General features: G+C 55.3%; 17 protein-coding genes. 15 read left to right on the plus strand and 2 right to left on the minus strand.

The annotated features are described in order from the left end of the window. Nucleotides 1-51: 51 nt before the first annotated feature. Entirely contained in the window at nt 52-1056 is a 1005-nt protein-coding gene (flk, locus tag ACOTZF_RS18490) for a flagella biosynthesis regulator Flk (RefSeq protein ID WP_129251903.1), read from the minus strand. A 113-nt stretch (nt 1057-1169) separates the two neighbouring features. Here flk and pdxB point away from each other — a divergent pair, with 113 nt between their 5' ends. The 15 genes from pdxB (at nt 1170) to hisP (ending at nt 15238) form a co-directional block, all read left to right on the plus strand. Beyond that, a complete protein-coding gene (gene pdxB, locus ACOTZF_RS18495) occupies nt 1170-2306 on the plus strand; it encodes a 4-phosphoerythronate dehydrogenase PdxB (RefSeq protein WP_421636191.1) in 1137 nt (378 codons plus the stop codon). 67 nt (nt 2307-2373) lie between these two features. Next, on the plus strand, nt 2374-3387 hold the full coding sequence (locus tag ACOTZF_RS18500; RefSeq protein WP_013098141.1) for an aspartate-semialdehyde dehydrogenase: 1014 nt from the start codon (nt 2374-2376) through the stop codon (nt 3385-3387). Next, the gene (truA, locus tag ACOTZF_RS18505) at nt 3387-4199 is read left to right on the plus strand and encodes a tRNA pseudouridine(38-40) synthase TruA (RefSeq protein ID WP_013098140.1); all 813 of its coding nucleotides are present in this window, start codon (nt 3387-3389) and stop codon (nt 4197-4199) included. The genes ACOTZF_RS18500 and truA overlap by 1 nt, the downstream gene beginning before the upstream one ends. Before the next feature lie 28 nt (nt 4200-4227). Next, on the plus strand, nt 4228-4887 hold the full coding sequence (locus tag ACOTZF_RS18510; protein ID WP_129251897.1) for a DedA family protein: 660 nt from the start codon (nt 4228-4230) through the stop codon (nt 4885-4887). Nucleotides 4888-5041: 154 nt separating this feature from the next. Continuing rightward, nucleotides 5042-5947: an acetyl-CoA carboxylase, carboxyltransferase subunit beta gene (accD, locus tag ACOTZF_RS18515; protein WP_013098138.1), complete on the plus strand. Its 906-nt coding sequence runs from the start codon at nt 5042-5044 to the stop codon at nt 5945-5947. A gap of 70 nt (nt 5948-6017) precedes the next feature. Next, nucleotides 6018-7286, plus strand: coding sequence for a bifunctional tetrahydrofolate synthase/dihydrofolate synthase (folC, locus tag ACOTZF_RS18520; protein WP_421636192.1), 1269 nt, complete (start codon nt 6018-6020; stop codon nt 7284-7286). Continuing rightward, complete coding sequence (dedD, locus tag ACOTZF_RS18525; protein ID WP_129251892.1) at nt 7276-7971, plus strand: cell division protein DedD; 696 nt, start codon at nt 7276-7278, stop codon at nt 7969-7971. Before folC ends, dedD begins: the two co-directional genes overlap by 11 nt. A gap of 213 nt (nt 7972-8184) precedes the next feature. Beyond that, nucleotides 8185-8673, plus strand: coding sequence for a colicin V production protein (cvpA, locus tag ACOTZF_RS18530; protein ID WP_000262116.1), 489 nt, complete (start codon nt 8185-8187; stop codon nt 8671-8673). Nucleotides 8674-8709: 36 nt separating this feature from the next. Beyond that, a complete protein-coding gene (purF, locus tag ACOTZF_RS18535) occupies nt 8710-10227 on the plus strand; it encodes an amidophosphoribosyltransferase (RefSeq protein WP_014832786.1) in 1518 nt (505 codons plus the stop codon). Between the two features lie 90 nt (nt 10228-10317). Then, nucleotides 10318-10887, plus strand: coding sequence for a UbiX family flavin prenyltransferase (locus ACOTZF_RS18540; RefSeq protein WP_013098133.1), 570 nt, complete (start codon nt 10318-10320; stop codon nt 10885-10887). 290 nt (nt 10888-11177) lie between these two features. After that, a complete protein-coding gene (gene argT / locus ACOTZF_RS18545; RefSeq protein WP_013098132.1) occupies nt 11178-11960 on the plus strand; it encodes a lysine/arginine/ornithine ABC transporter substrate-binding protein ArgT in 783 nt (260 codons plus the stop codon). Nucleotides 11961-12186: 226 nt separating this feature from the next. Further along, nucleotides 12187-12969, plus strand: a complete 783-nt coding sequence (gene hisJ / locus ACOTZF_RS18550; protein ID WP_008502592.1) for a histidine ABC transporter substrate-binding protein HisJ — start codon at nt 12187-12189, stop codon at nt 12967-12969. 87 nt (nt 12970-13056) lie between these two features. Beyond that, nucleotides 13057-13743 (plus strand): histidine ABC transporter permease HisQ, encoded by a 687-nt coding sequence (locus ACOTZF_RS18555; protein ID WP_013098131.1) that lies wholly within the window; start codon nt 13057-13059, stop codon nt 13741-13743. Further along, on the plus strand, nt 13740-14456 hold the full coding sequence (locus ACOTZF_RS18560; RefSeq protein WP_038984390.1) for an ABC transporter permease: 717 nt from the start codon (nt 13740-13742) through the stop codon (nt 14454-14456). The genes ACOTZF_RS18555 and ACOTZF_RS18560 overlap by 4 nt, the downstream gene beginning before the upstream one ends. Nucleotides 14457-14464: 8 nt before the next feature. Next, nucleotides 14465-15238: a histidine ABC transporter ATP-binding protein HisP gene (gene hisP, locus ACOTZF_RS18565; RefSeq protein ID WP_020690627.1), complete on the plus strand. Its 774-nt coding sequence runs from the start codon at nt 14465-14467 to the stop codon at nt 15236-15238. A 129-nt stretch (nt 15239-15367) separates the two neighbouring features. On the opposite strand, the gene ACOTZF_RS18570 is transcribed toward hisP, so the two are convergent. Then, nucleotides 15368-15877 (minus strand): GNAT family N-acetyltransferase, encoded by a 510-nt coding sequence (locus ACOTZF_RS18570; RefSeq protein WP_038984392.1) that lies wholly within the window; start codon nt 15875-15877, stop codon nt 15368-15370. Nucleotides 15878-15906 lie beyond the last annotated feature (29 nt).

Below are 15906 nucleotides of genomic sequence, written 5' to 3' on the forward strand. Positions count from 1 at the left end.
ACGGTTCGGGTCGTTGTAGGCCCGGTAAGCGCAGCGCCACCGGGCAAAACATCAGGCAACCAGCCAGAAAATCGCGAGTGCAATCAGTAACGCAATAAACAGTAATCCCGGACGCGCAGAGAGGGTTCTGAAGGTCTCCACCACCGGCGCAAACAGCGGGCTATAGATCGGTTGAATATCCCTGACTTCCGGCACGCCGCCTTCTCGCTCGGCGCGGCGAATAAAGATCTGATTCAGCAAATCTTGCACCTGCGCGGTGGACAGTACCGTTTGCGGCGTGGCCTGCCAGGTCTGCTGGGCGTAATCCCTAATCACCTCAAATTCATGCGGCTCCAGCGGCTGCTTCAGTGCCGCCTGTAGCGTATGCAGGGTAGGGGTACTTTGGGTGCTCAACGTCTGGCGAGCCTGTAGCCAGGTGACCAGATGCGTAAACTGTTTGGCCGGGATCAGCTCGCCCGCTTTCACGCCGGAAAGCTCCAGCATCGACTGCCAGATAAGCTTCGTTGATTCGCCGGTGGCGGCGGCCAGCCTGGTCACCATCTGGTTCAACGTATTGTGTTCAGCAGGCAGCAGCGGACGCTCGGTTGACGGACGCTGTTGCGGTTGCGGAATGGTCAGCTGATTGGTTTGCAGCAGCGTCAGCACGGTTTTCAGCTGCTCTGGCGTTAGCTGGCTCAGGGCGGTCTGGCCAAACTGCTGGCGAATGAAATCACTGACTGCCTGACGGTTGTTGCCCTGGCTCAACAGCTCGGTCAGTTGTGCAACTATCTGGCGAGTGGTGTGATTTTGCTGTGCGGTGGTAATACGCTGATTCAGATTTTGCTCGGCCGCAGGGAAGTGGCGCGACTGCAACGGTGCATCGTTGCGGACGCCTAAATCATGCTTTACCCCGGCCCAGACTTCCGCATTTTGCTGTGAAGTGAGCGCGATCAGGCGCGTGATCAGGCGCTCCAGCACGGTGCGCTGTTGCGTGGAAAGCGGTTGTTCACCTGCAACGTTTGGCGTGACAGGGCCTTCACCCGGAGGGCGTGGTGGCGTACCTGAAATAGGCTGCATCGTCAAAAATCCTTAAAGTCAAAACTCAGCGTAAACCCGGCATGCATATATGCCTGGCGGCCAGATTATGGCACACTTGGCAGGTTTTCTTCCTCTCAAACAGGTACTCAGACGTGAAAATCCTCGTTGATGAAAATATGCCTTACGCCCGCGAGCTCTTTAGCCGCCTTGGTAATGTTAAGGCTGTCCCTGGTCGACCCATTCCGGTAAACGAGCTGGATGATGCCGATGCCCTGATGGTGCGCTCGGTGACCAAAGTAAATGAGGCGTTGCTCTCCGGCAAAGCGATTAAATTCGTCGGAACCGCAACGGCCGGGACGGATCATGTGGATGACAAATGGCTTACGCAGGCGGGGATTGGATTTTCCGCCGCGCCTGGCTGTAACGCCATTGCGGTAGTGGAATACGTTTTCTCTTCTCTGCTGATGCTGGCAGAGCGCGACGGTTTTGCGCTGAAAGACCGCACCGTAGGCATTGTCGGGGTGGGCAACGTGGGAGGACGCCTGCAAAAACGCCTTGAGGCGTTAGGCATTCGCACCCTGCTGTGTGATCCGCCGCGTAAAGACAACGGTGATGAAGGCGACTTCCGCCCCCTGGATGAGCTGGTTGAAGCATGTGACGTCATCACCTTCCATACGCCCCTCTTCAAAGAGGGGGCCTATAAGACGCTCCATCTTGCTGACGAGGCGCTGACCCGTCGTCTGAAGGCTGGCACTATTCTGATAAATGCCTGTCGTGGCCCGGTCGTCGATAACGCCGCGTTGCTGAAATGTCTGGAAGAGGGGCAGGATCTCAGCGTGGTGCTGGACGTCTGGGAGCCGGAGCCCGATCTCAACGTTGCGCTGCTGAACAAGGTCGACGTTGCAACCGCGCATATTGCGGGTTATACACTCGAAGGAAAGGCCCGTGGTACAACCCAGGTCTTTGAGGCCTATAGCGCCTTTATTGGCCGTCCGCAGCAGGTGGCGCTGGACACCTTACTCCCCGCGCCTGAATTTGGCCGCATTACCCTGCATGGCCCGCTCGATCAGGCAACGCTGAAAAGGCTGGTTCATTTGGTGTATGATGTGCGCCGCGATGATGCGCTGCTGCGTAAAGTGGCGGGGATCCCGGGGGAGTTTGACAAGCTGCGCAAGAATTACGTTGAGCGCCGTGAATGGTCTTCTCTGTATGTCATGTGCGATGACGCGGCGGCGGCAGCGCTGCTGCATAAACTGGGTTTTAACGCCGTTCATCACCCGGCGCATTAATGTCTTCTTAACGCTCCCTGTTGGATACTCCGACAGGGACGCTTTTTTATTTCTGGAGTAAACCACCATGTCTGAAGGCTGGAACATTGCCATTTTAGGTGCCACGGGTGCCGTGGGTGAAGCCCTGCTCGAAACCCTTGCTGAGCGTCAGTTCCCGGTGGGTGATATCTATGCACTGGCGCGCACTGACAGCGCCGGTGAGCATCTGCGTTTTGGCGGCAAATCCGTCATGGTTCAGGATGCCGCCGAATTCGACTGGACGCAGGCGCAGCTGGCCTTTTTTGCGGCAGGTGCTGAAGCCACCGCGTCGTACATTGAAGACGCGACGAATTCTGGCTGTCTGGTGATCGATCTGAGCGGCCTGTTCTCGATGGAGCCGGATGTCCCGCTGGTGGTGCCGGACGTGAACCCGTTTGTCCTGGCCGACTACCGTAACCGCAATATCATTGCGGTTCCCAATAGCCTGACCAGCCAGCTGCTGACCGCTCTTAAACCTTTAATCGACGATGGCGGTCTGTCGCGTATCACCGTGACCAGCCTGCTTTCCGCTTCTGCGCAAGGCAAAAAGGCCGTCGACGCGCTGGCCGGACAGAGTGCGAAGCTCCTGAACGGCATCCCGATTGACGAAGACGATTTCTTCGGCCGTCAGCTGGCATTCAATATGCTGCCGCTGCTGCCGGATCGTGAAGGCTCCGTGCGTGAAGAGCGCCGTATCGTCGACGAAGCGCGCAAAATTCTGCAGGACGAGGGGCTGATGATCTCCGCAAATGTCGTGCAGTCGCCGGTCTTTTACGGTCATGCGCAGATGGTAGGTTTCGAAGCCCTGCGTCCGCTGGCCGCAGAAGAAGCGCGTGATGCGTTCGGCCGCGGTGAAGACATTGTGCTCTCCGAAGAGAGTGAATTCCCGACGCAGGTTGGCGATGCCACCGGCAGCGCACACCTCTCGGTGGGCTGCGTACGGAATGATTACGGTATGCCGGAGCAGGTTCAGTTCTGGTCCGTAGCCGATAACGTGCGCTTCGGCGGCGCGCTGATGGCGGTCAAAATCGCTGAAAAACTGGTGCAGGAGTATCTGTACTGATGTCAGACGTGGAACAAAAGCCGGTTCATAAAGTCGCCCTCGGTATCGAGTACGACGGCAGTAAATATTATGGCTGGCAGCGTCAAAATGAGGTGCGTAGTGTCCAGGAAAAACTGGAGAAAGCGCTCTCTCAGGTGGCGAACGAACCGATTAACGTCCTGTGTGCAGGGCGCACTGACGCCGGTGTCCACGGAACGGGGCAGGTGGTTCACTTTGAAACCACCGCCGTGCGCAAGGACGCTGCCTGGACGTTGGGTGTAAATGCGAATTTACCTGGTGACATTGCGGTGCGCTGGGTGAAAGCTGTGCCGGATGATTTTCATGCGCGTTTCAGCGCCACTGCGCGCCGTTATCGCTATGTCATCTACAATCAGCGTCTTCGTCCGGCGGTGTTAAGCCAGGGCGTGACGCATTTTTATGAACCGCTGGATGCAGAACGTATGCATCGTGCGGCGCAGTGTCTGATTGGTGAAAATGACTTTACCTCGTTTCGTGCGGTGCAGTGTCAGTCCCGCACGCCGTGGCGTAACGTCATGCACATAAACGTCAGCCGTTTTGGCGCGTATGTGGTGGTGGATATCAAAGCCAATGCCTTTGTACATCATATGGTGCGGAATATTGTGGGCAGCCTGATGGAAGTGGGTGCCGGACACCAGCCGGAGAGCTGGATTGCAGAACTGCTGGCAGCGAAGGACAGAACGCTTGCGGCAGCAACGGCGAAAGCGGAAGGGCTGTATCTGGTCTCGGTGGACTATCCGGACCGGTTTGACCTGCCAAAACCGCCAATGGGCCCGCTGTTTCTGGCGGACTAAACAAAGGTGCAATTAAGGCTTAGACAATATGGACGTAATACGTTTTCTGATTGATTTCATTCTGCATATTGATGTTCACCTGGCGGAGCTGGTCGCGCAGTATGGCGTCTGGGTGTATGCCATTCTGTTCCTCATTCTGTTCTGTGAAACCGGTCTGGTAGTCACGCCGTTTCTGCCGGGGGATTCGCTGCTGTTCGTCGCGGGGGCGTTATCTGCGCTGCCTGGCAACGATTTGAATGTGCACATAATGGTGGTGCTGATGGTGATCGCCGCAATTGTCGGTGACGCGGTCAACTACACCATTGGACGGGTCTTCGGTGAGCGCTTATTCAGCAATCCGGACTCAAAAATATTCCGTCGTAGCTATTTAGATAAAACCCATGCGTTTTATGAGCGCCACGGTGGAAAAACCATTCTCCTTGCGCGTTTTGTGCCTATTGTGCGTACATTTGCGCCATTTGTGGCGGGAATGGGGCACATGTCCTATCGTCATTTTGCGGCATACAACGTCATTGGCGCGCTGCTGTGGGTGCTGCTCTTTACCTATGCAGGCTACCTGTTTGGCGATCTCCCTGTGGTTCAGGAAAACCTTAAGTTACTGATTGTAGCGATTATTGTGCTTTCTGTTTTACCGGGTGTTATCGAAATTATTCGTCACAAGCGCGCGGCAGCAAAGCAAGCGAAGTAAATGCACGCAGGCGGTTCGACCACTTTTTTATCCAAAGTTTCGGGCTGTTATGTTTTAATGTGCAACATTCATGGTCTGTTGGAGGCAAAAATGGCATTATTCGCCTCTTACAGCAAAACTGGCATACGACCAGGTTCAGGCAGAAAGGTTATCAATGAGCTGGATTGAACGAATTAAAAGCAACATTACCCCAACGCGTAAAGCGAGCATTCCTGAAGGGGTATGGACGAAGTGTGATAGCTGTGGTCAGGTTCTGTATCGCGCAGAACTGGAACGCAATCTTGAGGTGTGTCCGAAGTGTGACCACCACATGCGCATGACGGCGCGTAATCGCCTGCACAGCCTGCTGGACGAAGGTTCTCTGGTAGAACTGGGTAGCGAGCTTGAGCCAAAAGATGTGCTCAAGTTCCGTGATTCCAAAAAATATAAAGATCGTCTGGCCTCTGCACAGAAAGAGACCGGCGAGAAAGACGCGCTGGTCGTGATGAAAGGCACCCTGCACGAGATGCCGGTAGTGGCCGCCGCGTTTGAGTTCTCCTTCATGGGTGGCTCAATGGGTTCCGTGGTCGGTGCGCGCTTTGTGCGTGCTGTTGAGCAGGCGCTGGAAGACAACTGCCCGCTGATCTGCTTCTCCGCCTCTGGCGGTGCACGTATGCAGGAAGCGCTGATGTCGCTGATGCAGATGGCGAAAACCTCTGCTGCGCTGGCTAAAATGCAGGAGCGCGGTCTGCCGTACATCTCTGTACTGACCGACCCAACCATGGGTGGCGTTTCTGCAAGCTTTGCGATGCTGGGCGATCTGAACATCGCTGAGCCAAAAGCGCTGATCGGCTTTGCTGGTCCTCGCGTTATCGAGCAGACCGTACGTGAAAAACTGCCGCCGGGCTTCCAGCGCAGTGAGTTCCTTATTGAGAAAGGCGCGATTGACATGATCGTCCGCCGCCCGGAAATGCGCCTGAAACTGGCAAGCATCCTGGCGAAGCTGATGAATCTGCCAGCGCCGAACCCGGATGAGCCGCGCGAAGGCGTGGTAGTACCGGATCAGGAACCCGAGGCCTGATAACTGAAAAGGGCAGGGCCGGTTGGCGCTGCCCTTTTGCTTTATAAACTGTTAATGACAACCGGGCATCATGGAAAATAAAAGCATTCCCCAAGCCACGTCGCCCCTGGCCACGTGGCTTTCTTATCTGGAAAACCTGCACAGTAAAACCATTGATATGGGGCTTGAACGCGTAAGCCAGGTTGCTGCGCGTCTCGATGTGCTGAAACCTGCGCCGTTTGTTTTTACCGTCGCCGGAACCAACGGTAAAGGCACCACCTGCCGTACGCTGGAAGCTGTCCTGATGGCTGCCGGTTACAAGGTTGGTGTCTACAGCTCTCCGCATCTGGTACGTTACACCGAGCGGGTTCGCGTGCAAAACAGCGAACTGCCAGAGTCTGCGCATACGGCGTCGTTCGCGGAAATTGAAGCGGCGCGCGGTGAGATCTCATTAACCTATTTCGAATACGGCACCCTGTCGGCACTGTGGCTGTTTAAACAGGCGCAACTTGACGTGGTGATTCTGGAAGTGGGCCTCGGCGGGCGTCTGGATGCCACCAATATGGTGGATGCCGATGTGTCGGTGGTCACCAGTATTGCCCTGGATCATACCGACTGGCTGGGCCCCGATCGCGAAAGTATTGGCCGTGAGAAGGCCGGTATTTTCCGCACGAATAAGCCCGCGGTGGTTGGCGAGCCGGATATGCCGCACACCATTGCCGACGTGGCGAAAGAGAAGGGCGCTCACCTGCTGCGCCGGGGTGTGGACTGGCAGTATGAGGTTCAGAACAACGGCTGGCGCTATCGCGATGCGCAGGGAACGCTGAAGAATCTGCCCCTGCCGCAGGTACCGCAACCTAATGCCGCCACCGCCCTGGCGGCACTGCGCGCAAGCGGGCTGGCGGTGAGCGAACAGGCCATCCGCGACGGTATTCAGAATGCGATTCTGCCCGGGCGTTTTCAGATTGTCAGCGACGCTCCGCGGCTGATACTGGATGTCGCACATAACCCGCATGCTGCGGCGTATCTCGCCGCGCGTCTCAAATCGTTACCAAAAACCGGGCGCGTGCTGGCGGTTATCGGTATGCTTCATGATAAAGATATCGGCGGTACGCTGGCCTGCATGGAGAGTGTGGTCGATAGCTGGTATTGTGCTCCTCTGGAGGGGCCGCGCGGTGCGACGGCCGAGCAGTTGCTGGAACATCTCGGCAAAGGCGCAATCTACAATAGCGTGGCTCAGGCCTGGCAAGCCGCGATGGCGGATGCTAAACCAGAAGATACCGTGCTGGTGTGTGGTTCGTTCCACACGGTGGCACATGTCATGGAAGTGATGGACGCGGGGAGAACCGGTGGCGAGTAAGTTTCAGAACCGTTTAACAGGAACCATTGTGCTGGTCGCGCTCGGGGTGATTATCCTCCCGGGTCTGCTCGACGGGCAGAAAAAGCATTACCAGGATGAATTTGCAGCCATTCCGCTGGTGCCGAAGCCGGGCGATCGCGACGAACCGGATATGCTGCCTGCGGCGACCCAGGCGCTGCCTGCTCAGCCGCCGGAAGGGGCGGCTGAAGAAGTGCGTGCCGGGGATGCGGCCGCGCCGTCCCTCGATCCGTCTCGTCTGGCGGCGAATAACAACATCGAAATCGATCCGGTGCCGGTAGAGCAGCCGAAACCGGTTGAAAAACCGAAGCCGGTGGAAAAAACACAACCGAAACCGCAGCGGGATAAAGCAGCAGAACAGCTGGCCGCGGCTTCAGAGACGCCGCCTGCGGCAAAACCGGCCCAGCAAGAGGCTCCACCGACGGGTAAAGCCTACGTTGTACAGTTGGGGGCGCTGAAAAATGCCGATAAGGTCAATGAGGTAGTGGGTAAGCTGCGCAGTGCGGGTTATCGCGTTTACACTTCACCTTCCACGCCGGTGCAGGGTAAAATCACCCGTATCCTTGTGGGGCCAGAAGCGTCTAAGGATAAGCTCAAAGGCTCGCTCGGTGAGCTGAAGCAGATCTCTGGCCTGAGCGGTGTGGTGATGAACTACAGCGCGAACTGATAAGGTTCCCCTCACCCCGGCCCTCTTCCCAAAGGGGAGAGGGTGAGGGGGAGTGGCAGACGTCCAAAGAGACGTAATAAGCCAACGGCGTTGAACATTTTTTCAGCGCCTTTTTTATTTACGCGCGGGAAGGAAATCCCTGCGCAAACGTTTTCTTTTTCTGTTAGAATTCGCCCCGAACTGGATGACAGGGCGTTAAATCGTGGGACACATATGGTCTGGATTGATTACGCCATCATTGCGGTGATTGGTTTTTCCTGTCTGGTTAGCCTGATCCGTGGCTTTGTTCGTGAAGCGTTATCGCTGGTGACTTGGGGTTGTGCTTTCTTTGTTGCCAGTCATTACTACACTTACCTGTCTGTCTGGTTCACGGGCTTTGAAGATGAACTGGTCCGAAATGGAATCGCCATCGCGGTGCTGTTTATCGCGACGCTGATTGTCGGCGCTATCGTGAATTACGTGATAGGTCAGCTGGTCGAGAAAACCGGTCTGTCAGGAACGGACAGGGTGCTCGGGATCTGTTTCGGGGCATTACGAGGCGTGCTGATTGTGGCCGCGATACTGTTCTTCCTGGATACCTTTACCGGGTTTTCCAAAAGCGAAGACTGGCAGAAATCGCAGCTCATTCCAGAGTTCAGCTTCATCATCAGGTGGTTCTTTGACTATCTGCAAAGCTCGTCGAGTTTCTTGCCCAGAGCGTAACCCGCTCTGAGATGTGGCTTAACGAGGAAAAGACGAATGTGCGGTATTGTCGGTATCGCCGGTTTCATGCCGGTAAACCAGTCGATTTATGACGCGTTAACGGTGCTTCAGCACCGTGGGCAGGATGCTGCGGGTATCATCACCATTGATGCAAACAACTGCTTCCGTTTACGTAAGGCGAATGGCCTGGTAAACGATGTGTTTGAAGCCCGCCATATGCAGCGTCTGCAAGGTAATATGGGGATCGGTCACGTTCGTTATCCTACTGCTGGCAGTTCCAGCGCCTCTGAGGCACAGCCTTTCTACGTCAACTCACCGTATGGCATCACGCTTGCTCACAACGGCAACCTGACCAACGCGCATGAGCTGCGTAAAAAGCTGTTTGAAGAGAAACGTCGCCACATTAACACCACCTCTGATTCAGAAATCCTGCTCAACGTGTTCGCGAGCGAGCTGGATAATTTCCGCCACTATCCGCTGGAAGCAGACAATATCTTTGCCGCCGTTGCTGCGACAAACCGCCAGATCCGCGGTGCCTACGCCTGCGTGGCGATGATTATCGGTCACGGAATGGTCGCCTTCCGCGATCCAAACGGTATCCGCCCGCTGGTGCTCGGTAAGCGTGACCTGGGTGATGGCCGTACCGAATATATGGTTGCCTCTGAAAGCGTGGCGCTGGACACCCTGGGCTTCGAATTCTTGCGTGATGTAGCCCCTGGCGAAGCGGTCTATATCACTGAGAAGGGCCAGCTGTTTACCCGCCAGTGTGCAGACAACCCGGTCAGCAACCCGTGCCTGTTCGAATACGTGTATTTTGCCCGTCCGGACTCGTTTATCGATAAGATCTCCGTCTACAGCGCCCGCGTGAACATGGGAACCAAGCTGGGTGAGAAGATTGCCCGCGAGTGGGACGATCTGGACATCGACGTGGTCATTCCTATCCCGGAAACGTCCTGCGATATCGCGCTGGAAATCGCCCGCATTCTGGATAAGCCATACCGTCAGGGCTTCGTGAAGAACCGCTACGTTGGCCGTACCTTTATCATGCCGGGTCAGCAGCTGCGCCGTAAGTCCGTGCGTCGTAAACTGAACGCTAACCGCGCTGAGTTCCGCGACAAGAACGTGCTGCTGGTGGATGACTCCATTGTACGTGGCACCACCTCAGAGCAGATTATCGAGATGGCGCGTGAAGCCGGTGCGAAGAAAGTGTATCTGGCCTCTGCGGCACCGGAGATTCGCTTCCCGAACGTGTATGGCATTGATATGCCTACCGCGAACGAGCTGATTGCCCACGGCCGTGAAGTGGACGAGATTCGCCAGATCATCGGTGCCGATGGCCTGATTTTCCAGGATCTGAACGATCTTATCGACGCGGTGCGCGCCGAGAACCCGGATATTCAGCAGTTTGAATGTTCCGTGTTTAACGGGGTTTACGTCACCAAAGATGTTGATCAGCAGTATCTGGACTATCTCGATTCGCTGCGCAACGACGATGCGAAAGCCGTCCAGCTGCAAAACGATCTCGAAAGCTTAGAGATGCACAACGAAGGTTAATTGTGCAGGCAGGTGAGGGCCTTCGCCCTCACTTGCAACTCCCCGCAAAATCCTGCACAGTCTGCCCTGAAATCAGTAAGGGCGAAAATCATGAAACGACTCATTGTTGGGCTTAGCGGCGCCAGTGGCGCGATCTACGGCGTGCGTCTGTTGCAGGTGCTGCGTGACGTGGCGGAAGTCGAAACCCATCTGGTGATGAGCCAGGCTGCGCGCCAGACCCTCTCCCTCGAAACCGATCTCTCCCTGCGCGATGTCCAGGCGCTGGCGGATGTGGTACACGATGCCCGCGATATCGCTGCCAGCATCTCCTCCGGCTCGTTTAAAACCGCGGGCATGGTGATATTGCCCTGTTCAATTAAGACCCTCTCCGGCATCGTTAACAGCTATACCGACACGCTGGTGACGCGTGCGGCGGACGTGGTGCTGAAGGAGCGTCGTCCTCTGGTGCTTTGCGTGCGCGAAACGCCGCTGCATCTGGGGCATCTGCGTTTAATGACCCAGGCCGCTGAACTGGGCGCGGTGATCATGCCGCCGGTGCCGGCGTTTTATCATCGTCCGGCCTCGCTCGATGACGTGATTAATCAGACAGTGAACCGCGTGCTGGATCAGTTTGATATCCACCTGCCCGAAGACCTCTTCACCCGCTGGCAGGGCGCCTGATTCTGTGCACAAACAGCGTGCATGAACAGAGACGATGCCCTGTTTCAGGGCAAAATTGCAACGGCGATCATATCCTCGACATTTAATTCGTTTTTTCCCTTTTTCTCTTTCCGGTTCGTTCGGCAGACCTGCTATCTTTCACCATTAAGGCAATATCGCAACGTTTTATTAACATATTTAACGTCGAAGTTTTGACCCGACGGCAATGTGGCATAAGACCTGCAAGAGAAGCCTGCAACACAACACACAACACAATACATAATAAAATCACGGTACTTGAGGGTAAATGTATGAAGAAGACGGTTCTGGCTCTGTCTTTGCTGGTGGGGTTAAGTGCAGCAGCAGGTAGCTATGCAGCGCTTCCACAGACAGTGCGTATCGGTACAGACGCAACCTACGCGCCATTCTCTTCCAAGGATGCGAAAGGCGATTTCGTAGGGTTTGATATCGATCTGGGTAATGAGATGTGCAAACGCATTGCGGTGAAATGCACATGGGTGGGCAGCGACTTTGACGCGTTAATTCCGTCGCTGAAAGCCAAGAAAATCGACGCCATTATCTCTTCTCTTTCCATCACCGAAAAACGTCAACAGGAAATTGCCTTCTCTGACAAGCTCTACGCCGCGGATTCCCGTCTGATTGCGGCAAAAGGCTCCCCCATTCAGCCAACCATTGACTCCCTGAAAGGCAAGCATGTCGGCGTGCTGCAGGGGTCGACTCAGGAAGGTTATGCCAATGCAAACTGGCGTGAGAAGGGCGTTGACGTGGTGGCTTACCAGAACCAGGATCTGATTTATTCTGACCTGGCGGCCGGTCGTCTGGATGCGGCATTCCAGGATGAGGTTGCCGCAAGTGAAGGCTTCCTGAAACAGCCGGCAGGTAAAGACTACGCCTTTGCTGGCCCGTCCGTGAAAGACAAAAAATACTTTGGTGACGGCACCGGTATTGGCCTGCGTAAAGATGATACCGAGCTGAAAGCCGCCTTCGACAAAGCGTTTGCAGAACTGCGCAAAGACGGTACCTACGACAAACTGGCGAAGAAATACTTCGACTTCAACGTCTACGGTGATTGATACTCGATGATGGTGCACTGTTCTGGTGCATTGCGGGTGTGATTGATCCAATATGGTGCGTTTCGTGCACCGTATTGGATCGCTGTGTGCATACTTACGCATTTATCATGCAAAAAATCTCGCCTGAAAGGCATTAATCTTTGCCTGATGGCGTGGATTGATGGCACATTAGCACCACCCCGTCGTCGTAAAAATCACGTAAGAAGACAGTTTGTTGAGGACAGATATGAAAAAACTCGTGTTGTCGTTATCTCTGGTGCTGGCCTTTTCCAGCGCTACCGCGGCGTTCGCAGCAATTCCGCAGAAAATTCGTATTGGTACCGACCCTACCTATGCCCCGTTCGAATCTAAGAATTCGAAGGGTGAACTGGTCGGTTTTGACATTGATCTGGCCAATGAGCTGTGCAAACGCATCAAAGCGCAGTGTACCTACGTTGAGAACCCGCTGGATGCACTGATCCCATCGCTGAAAGCCAAAAAAATCGACGTTATCATGTCCTCGCTTTCCATCACTGAAAAACGTCAACAGGAGATTGCCTTCACCGACAAACTCTATGCGGCAGATTCTCGTCTGGTGGTGGCTAAATCGTCTGATATCCAGCCTACCCTCGAATCACTGAAAGGCAAACGCGTGGGCGTGCTGCAGGGCACTACCCAGGAAACCTACGGTAATGAACACTGGGCACCGAAGGGGATTGAAATCGTCTCTTATCAGGGCCAGGAAAATATCTACGCTGATCTGACGGCAGGCCGTATCGACGCCGCTTTCCAGGATGAAGTCGCCGCGAGTGAAGGCTTCCTGAAGACGCCGGTAGGTAAAGATTACAAATTTGGCGGCCCATCCATTAAAGATGTGAAGTTGTTTGGTGTCGGCACCGGTATGGGTCTGCGTAAAGAAGACAACGAGCTGCGCGAAGCGCTGAACAAAGCATTCGCTGAAATGCGCGCGGATGGCACGTACGACAAACTGGCGAAAAAGTACTTCGATTTTAATGTTTACGGCGGCTAATCGCCCCGTCAAATAACGTGCGGCCCCTCCCGCTCAGGGAGGGGATAAGACACGGTCCATCACTCACGATACGACAGGGCTCGCGGTATGCTGTACGGATTTTCTGGCGTTATTTTACAGGGCGCGCTTGTCACCCTTGAGCTGGCTATCAGCTCCGTGGTGCTGGCGGTGCTGATAGGTCTGGCAGGCGCAGGGGCGAAGCTTTCGGCTAACAAACCGCTGGCGCTGATTTTTGAAGGTTATACCACGCTGATTCGCGGCGTTCCCGATCTGGTGCTGATGCTGCTTATCTTTTACGGGCTGCAGATCGCGCTTAACAGCGTGACGGACGCCATGGGAATGGGACAGATCGATATCGATCCGATGGTAGCCGGTATTATCACTCTCGGTTTTATCTACGGCGCGTACTTTACCGAAACTTTCCGCGGCGCTTATATGGCGGTACCGAAAGGACACATAGAAGCGGCGACCGCCTACGGTTTTACCTCCTCCCAGACGTTTCGCCGGATTATGTTCCCGGCCATGATGCGCTACGCGCTTCCGGGCATTGGCAACAACTGGCAGGTTATCCTCAAGGCCACGGCGCTGGTCTCTCTGCTGGGTCTGGAAGATGTGGTAAAGGCCACGCAGCTTGCCGGTAAAAGTACCTGGGAGCCGTTCTACTTTGCGGTGGTGTGTGGCGTGATCTATCTGGTCTTTACGACCGTCTCCAATGGTGTGCTGCTTCTGCTCGAACGTCGCTACTCCGTGGGTGTGAAGAGGGCTGACCTGTGATTGAGATTATTCAGGAATACTGGAAATCGCTGCTGTGGACGGACGGCTATCGCTTTACCGGCGTGGCCATTACGCTGTGGCTGCTGATCTCTTCGGTGGTGATGGGTGGCTTTCTGGCGGTGTTTCTTGCCATTGGCCGCGTGTCGAACAATAAATTTATTCAGTTCCCGATCTGGCTGTTTACCTACGTATTCCGCGGTACACCGCTTTACGTACAGTTGCTGGTGTTCTATTCGGGCATGTATACGCTGGAGATTGTGAAAGGCACCGAGATGCTGAACGCCTTCTTCCGCAGCGGCCTGAACTGTACGGTACTGGCGTTGACGCTCAACACCTGCGCCTACACCACCGAGATTTTCGCCGGGGCCATCCGCTCCGTTCCTTACGGAGAAATCGAAGCGGCGCGCGCGTACGGCTTCTCGTCGGTGAAACTGTACCGTTGCATTATTCTGCCGTCGGCGCTGCGTATCGCATTGCCAGCCTACAGTAACGAAGTGATTTTAATGCTCCACTCCACCGCGCTGGCCTTTACCGCCACGGTGCCGGACCTGCTTAAAATCGCCCGCGATATCAACTCTGCGACCTATCAGCCGTTTACCGCGTTTGGCATTGCGGCAGTGCTCTATTTGATTATTTCATACGTCCTGATTAGCCTGTTCCGTAAGGCAGAAAAGCGCTGGTTGCAGCATATAAAACCCTCTTCGACGCACTGAGAATGATGATGGCTGAGAACAAATTAAACGTAATTGATTTGCACAAACGCTACGGCGAACATGAAGTGCTGAAAGGGGTGTCGCTGCAGGCAAATGCAGGCGACGTGATCAGTATTATCGGATCATCTGGCTCGGGGAAAAGTACCTTCCTGCGCTGCATCAACTTCCTCGAAAAGCCGAGTGAAGGCTCAATTGTGGTGAGCGGGCAGAATATCAATCTGACCCGGGATAAAGACGGCCAGCTGAAGGTGGCAGATAAGAACCAGCTGCGCCTGCTGCGCACGCGACTGACAATGGTTTTCCAGCACTTCAACCTCTGGAGCCACATGACGGTGCTGGAGAACGTTATGGAAGCGCCGGTTCAGGTGCTGGGTTTAAGCAAGCAGGAGGCCCGTGAGCGCGCGGTGAAATACCTGGCGAAAGTGGGTATCGATGAGCGACAGCAGATAAAGTACCCGGTGCATCTCTCTGGTGGTCAGCAGCAGCGTGTCTCTATCGCCCGTGCGCTGGCGATGGAGCCTGAAGTATTGCTGTTCGACGAACCGACCTCAGCACTTGACCCGGAACTGGTTGGCGAAGTACTGCGCATCATGCAGAAGCTGGCCGAAGAGGGTAAAACCATGGTCGTAGTAACGCACGAGATGGGCTTTGCCCGCAACGTCTCGAACCACGTGATCTTCCTGCATCAGGGGAAAATCGAAGAGCAGGGACATCCGGATGAGGTGCTGGCGAATCCGCAAAGCCCGCGTTTGCAGCAGTTCCTGAAGGGCTCTTTGAAGTAGGTTTTGCCTTTCTTCCTCTCCCCCTGGAGAGGGCCGCAGTGCAGCCCAATCGCCCGGTGGCGCTTCGCTTACCGGGCCTACAGGCTGGGTTTTCTCCCTCTCCTGTGGGAGAGGGCCGGGGTGAGGGCATCAGACCGCACCGCACTCCAGCCGATACACCCAGTCGTCATACCGTACGCCGTCAATCTCGAACGCCTTCTCCAGCACCTGCGTACGCACAAACCCCGCTTTCTCCAGCACCCGCACCGACCCGCCATTGTCCGCCAGTACGTAGGCGTTAATCGCTTTCACGCCGGTCTGGTTAAACGCATATTCACATACCGCCCGCAACGCCTCACTGGCGATACCTTTCCTCTGTGCAGCAGGCACAACCGTATAGCCAATATCCGCCTCTTCACGATTCTCTGGGCTGATTTGCAGGCCGATATCGCCCAGCGGCGTGTCATCATCATGAAAACGAATCACAAAAACGTGCGCCGCCGTTAAGCGCGCAGCAAATACGCGCCGGGTCTCTTTTTCCGGCGCGATGGCGGCCATGTAACGCATGATATTGCGATCTTCCCGCAACGAGCGGAAGAAGGCCCAGTCAGTGGGCTCGAAAGGGGTGAGGTGAAGCCGGGGTGTGGTGATGGTTGCCATAGTTACGCCATTTCATCGGGACATGGCGT

The organism is Enterobacter cloacae complex sp. SHL021, from assembly GCF_049237765.1.
In the GTDB taxonomy this organism is placed as follows: domain Bacteria; phylum Pseudomonadota; class Gammaproteobacteria; order Enterobacterales; family Enterobacteriaceae; genus Enterobacter; species Enterobacter cloacae.

Coding starts and splice junctions, on each gene's coding strand:
- flk (WP_129251903.1), bottom strand. CDS start 1,056: ATGCAGCCTATTTCAGGTACGCCACCACGCCCTCCGGGTGAAGGCCCT.
- ACOTZF_RS18500 (WP_013098141.1), top strand. CDS start 2,374: ATGTCTGAAGGCTGGAACATTGCCATTTTAGGTGCCACGGGTGCCGTG.
- truA (WP_013098140.1), top strand. CDS start 3,387: ATGTCAGACGTGGAACAAAAGCCGGTTCATAAAGTCGCCCTCGGTATC.
- ACOTZF_RS18510 (WP_129251897.1), top strand. CDS start 4,228: ATGGACGTAATACGTTTTCTGATTGATTTCATTCTGCATATTGATGTT.
- accD (WP_013098138.1), top strand. CDS start 5,042: ATGAGCTGGATTGAACGAATTAAAAGCAACATTACCCCAACGCGTAAA.
- folC (WP_421636192.1), top strand. CDS start 6,018: ATGGAAAATAAAAGCATTCCCCAAGCCACGTCGCCCCTGGCCACGTGG.
- cvpA (WP_000262116.1), top strand. CDS start 8,185: ATGGTCTGGATTGATTACGCCATCATTGCGGTGATTGGTTTTTCCTGT.
- purF (WP_014832786.1), top strand. CDS start 8,710: ATGTGCGGTATTGTCGGTATCGCCGGTTTCATGCCGGTAAACCAGTCG.
- ACOTZF_RS18540 (WP_013098133.1), top strand. CDS start 10,318: ATGAAACGACTCATTGTTGGGCTTAGCGGCGCCAGTGGCGCGATCTAC.
- argT (WP_013098132.1), top strand. CDS start 11,178: ATGAAGAAGACGGTTCTGGCTCTGTCTTTGCTGGTGGGGTTAAGTGCA.
- hisJ (WP_008502592.1), top strand. CDS start 12,187: ATGAAAAAACTCGTGTTGTCGTTATCTCTGGTGCTGGCCTTTTCCAGC.
- ACOTZF_RS18555 (WP_013098131.1), top strand. CDS start 13,057: ATGCTGTACGGATTTTCTGGCGTTATTTTACAGGGCGCGCTTGTCACC.
- hisP (WP_020690627.1), top strand. CDS start 14,465: ATGGCTGAGAACAAATTAAACGTAATTGATTTGCACAAACGCTACGGC.
- ACOTZF_RS18570 (WP_038984392.1), bottom strand. CDS start 15,877: ATGGCAACCATCACCACACCCCGGCTTCACCTCACCCCTTTCGAGCCC.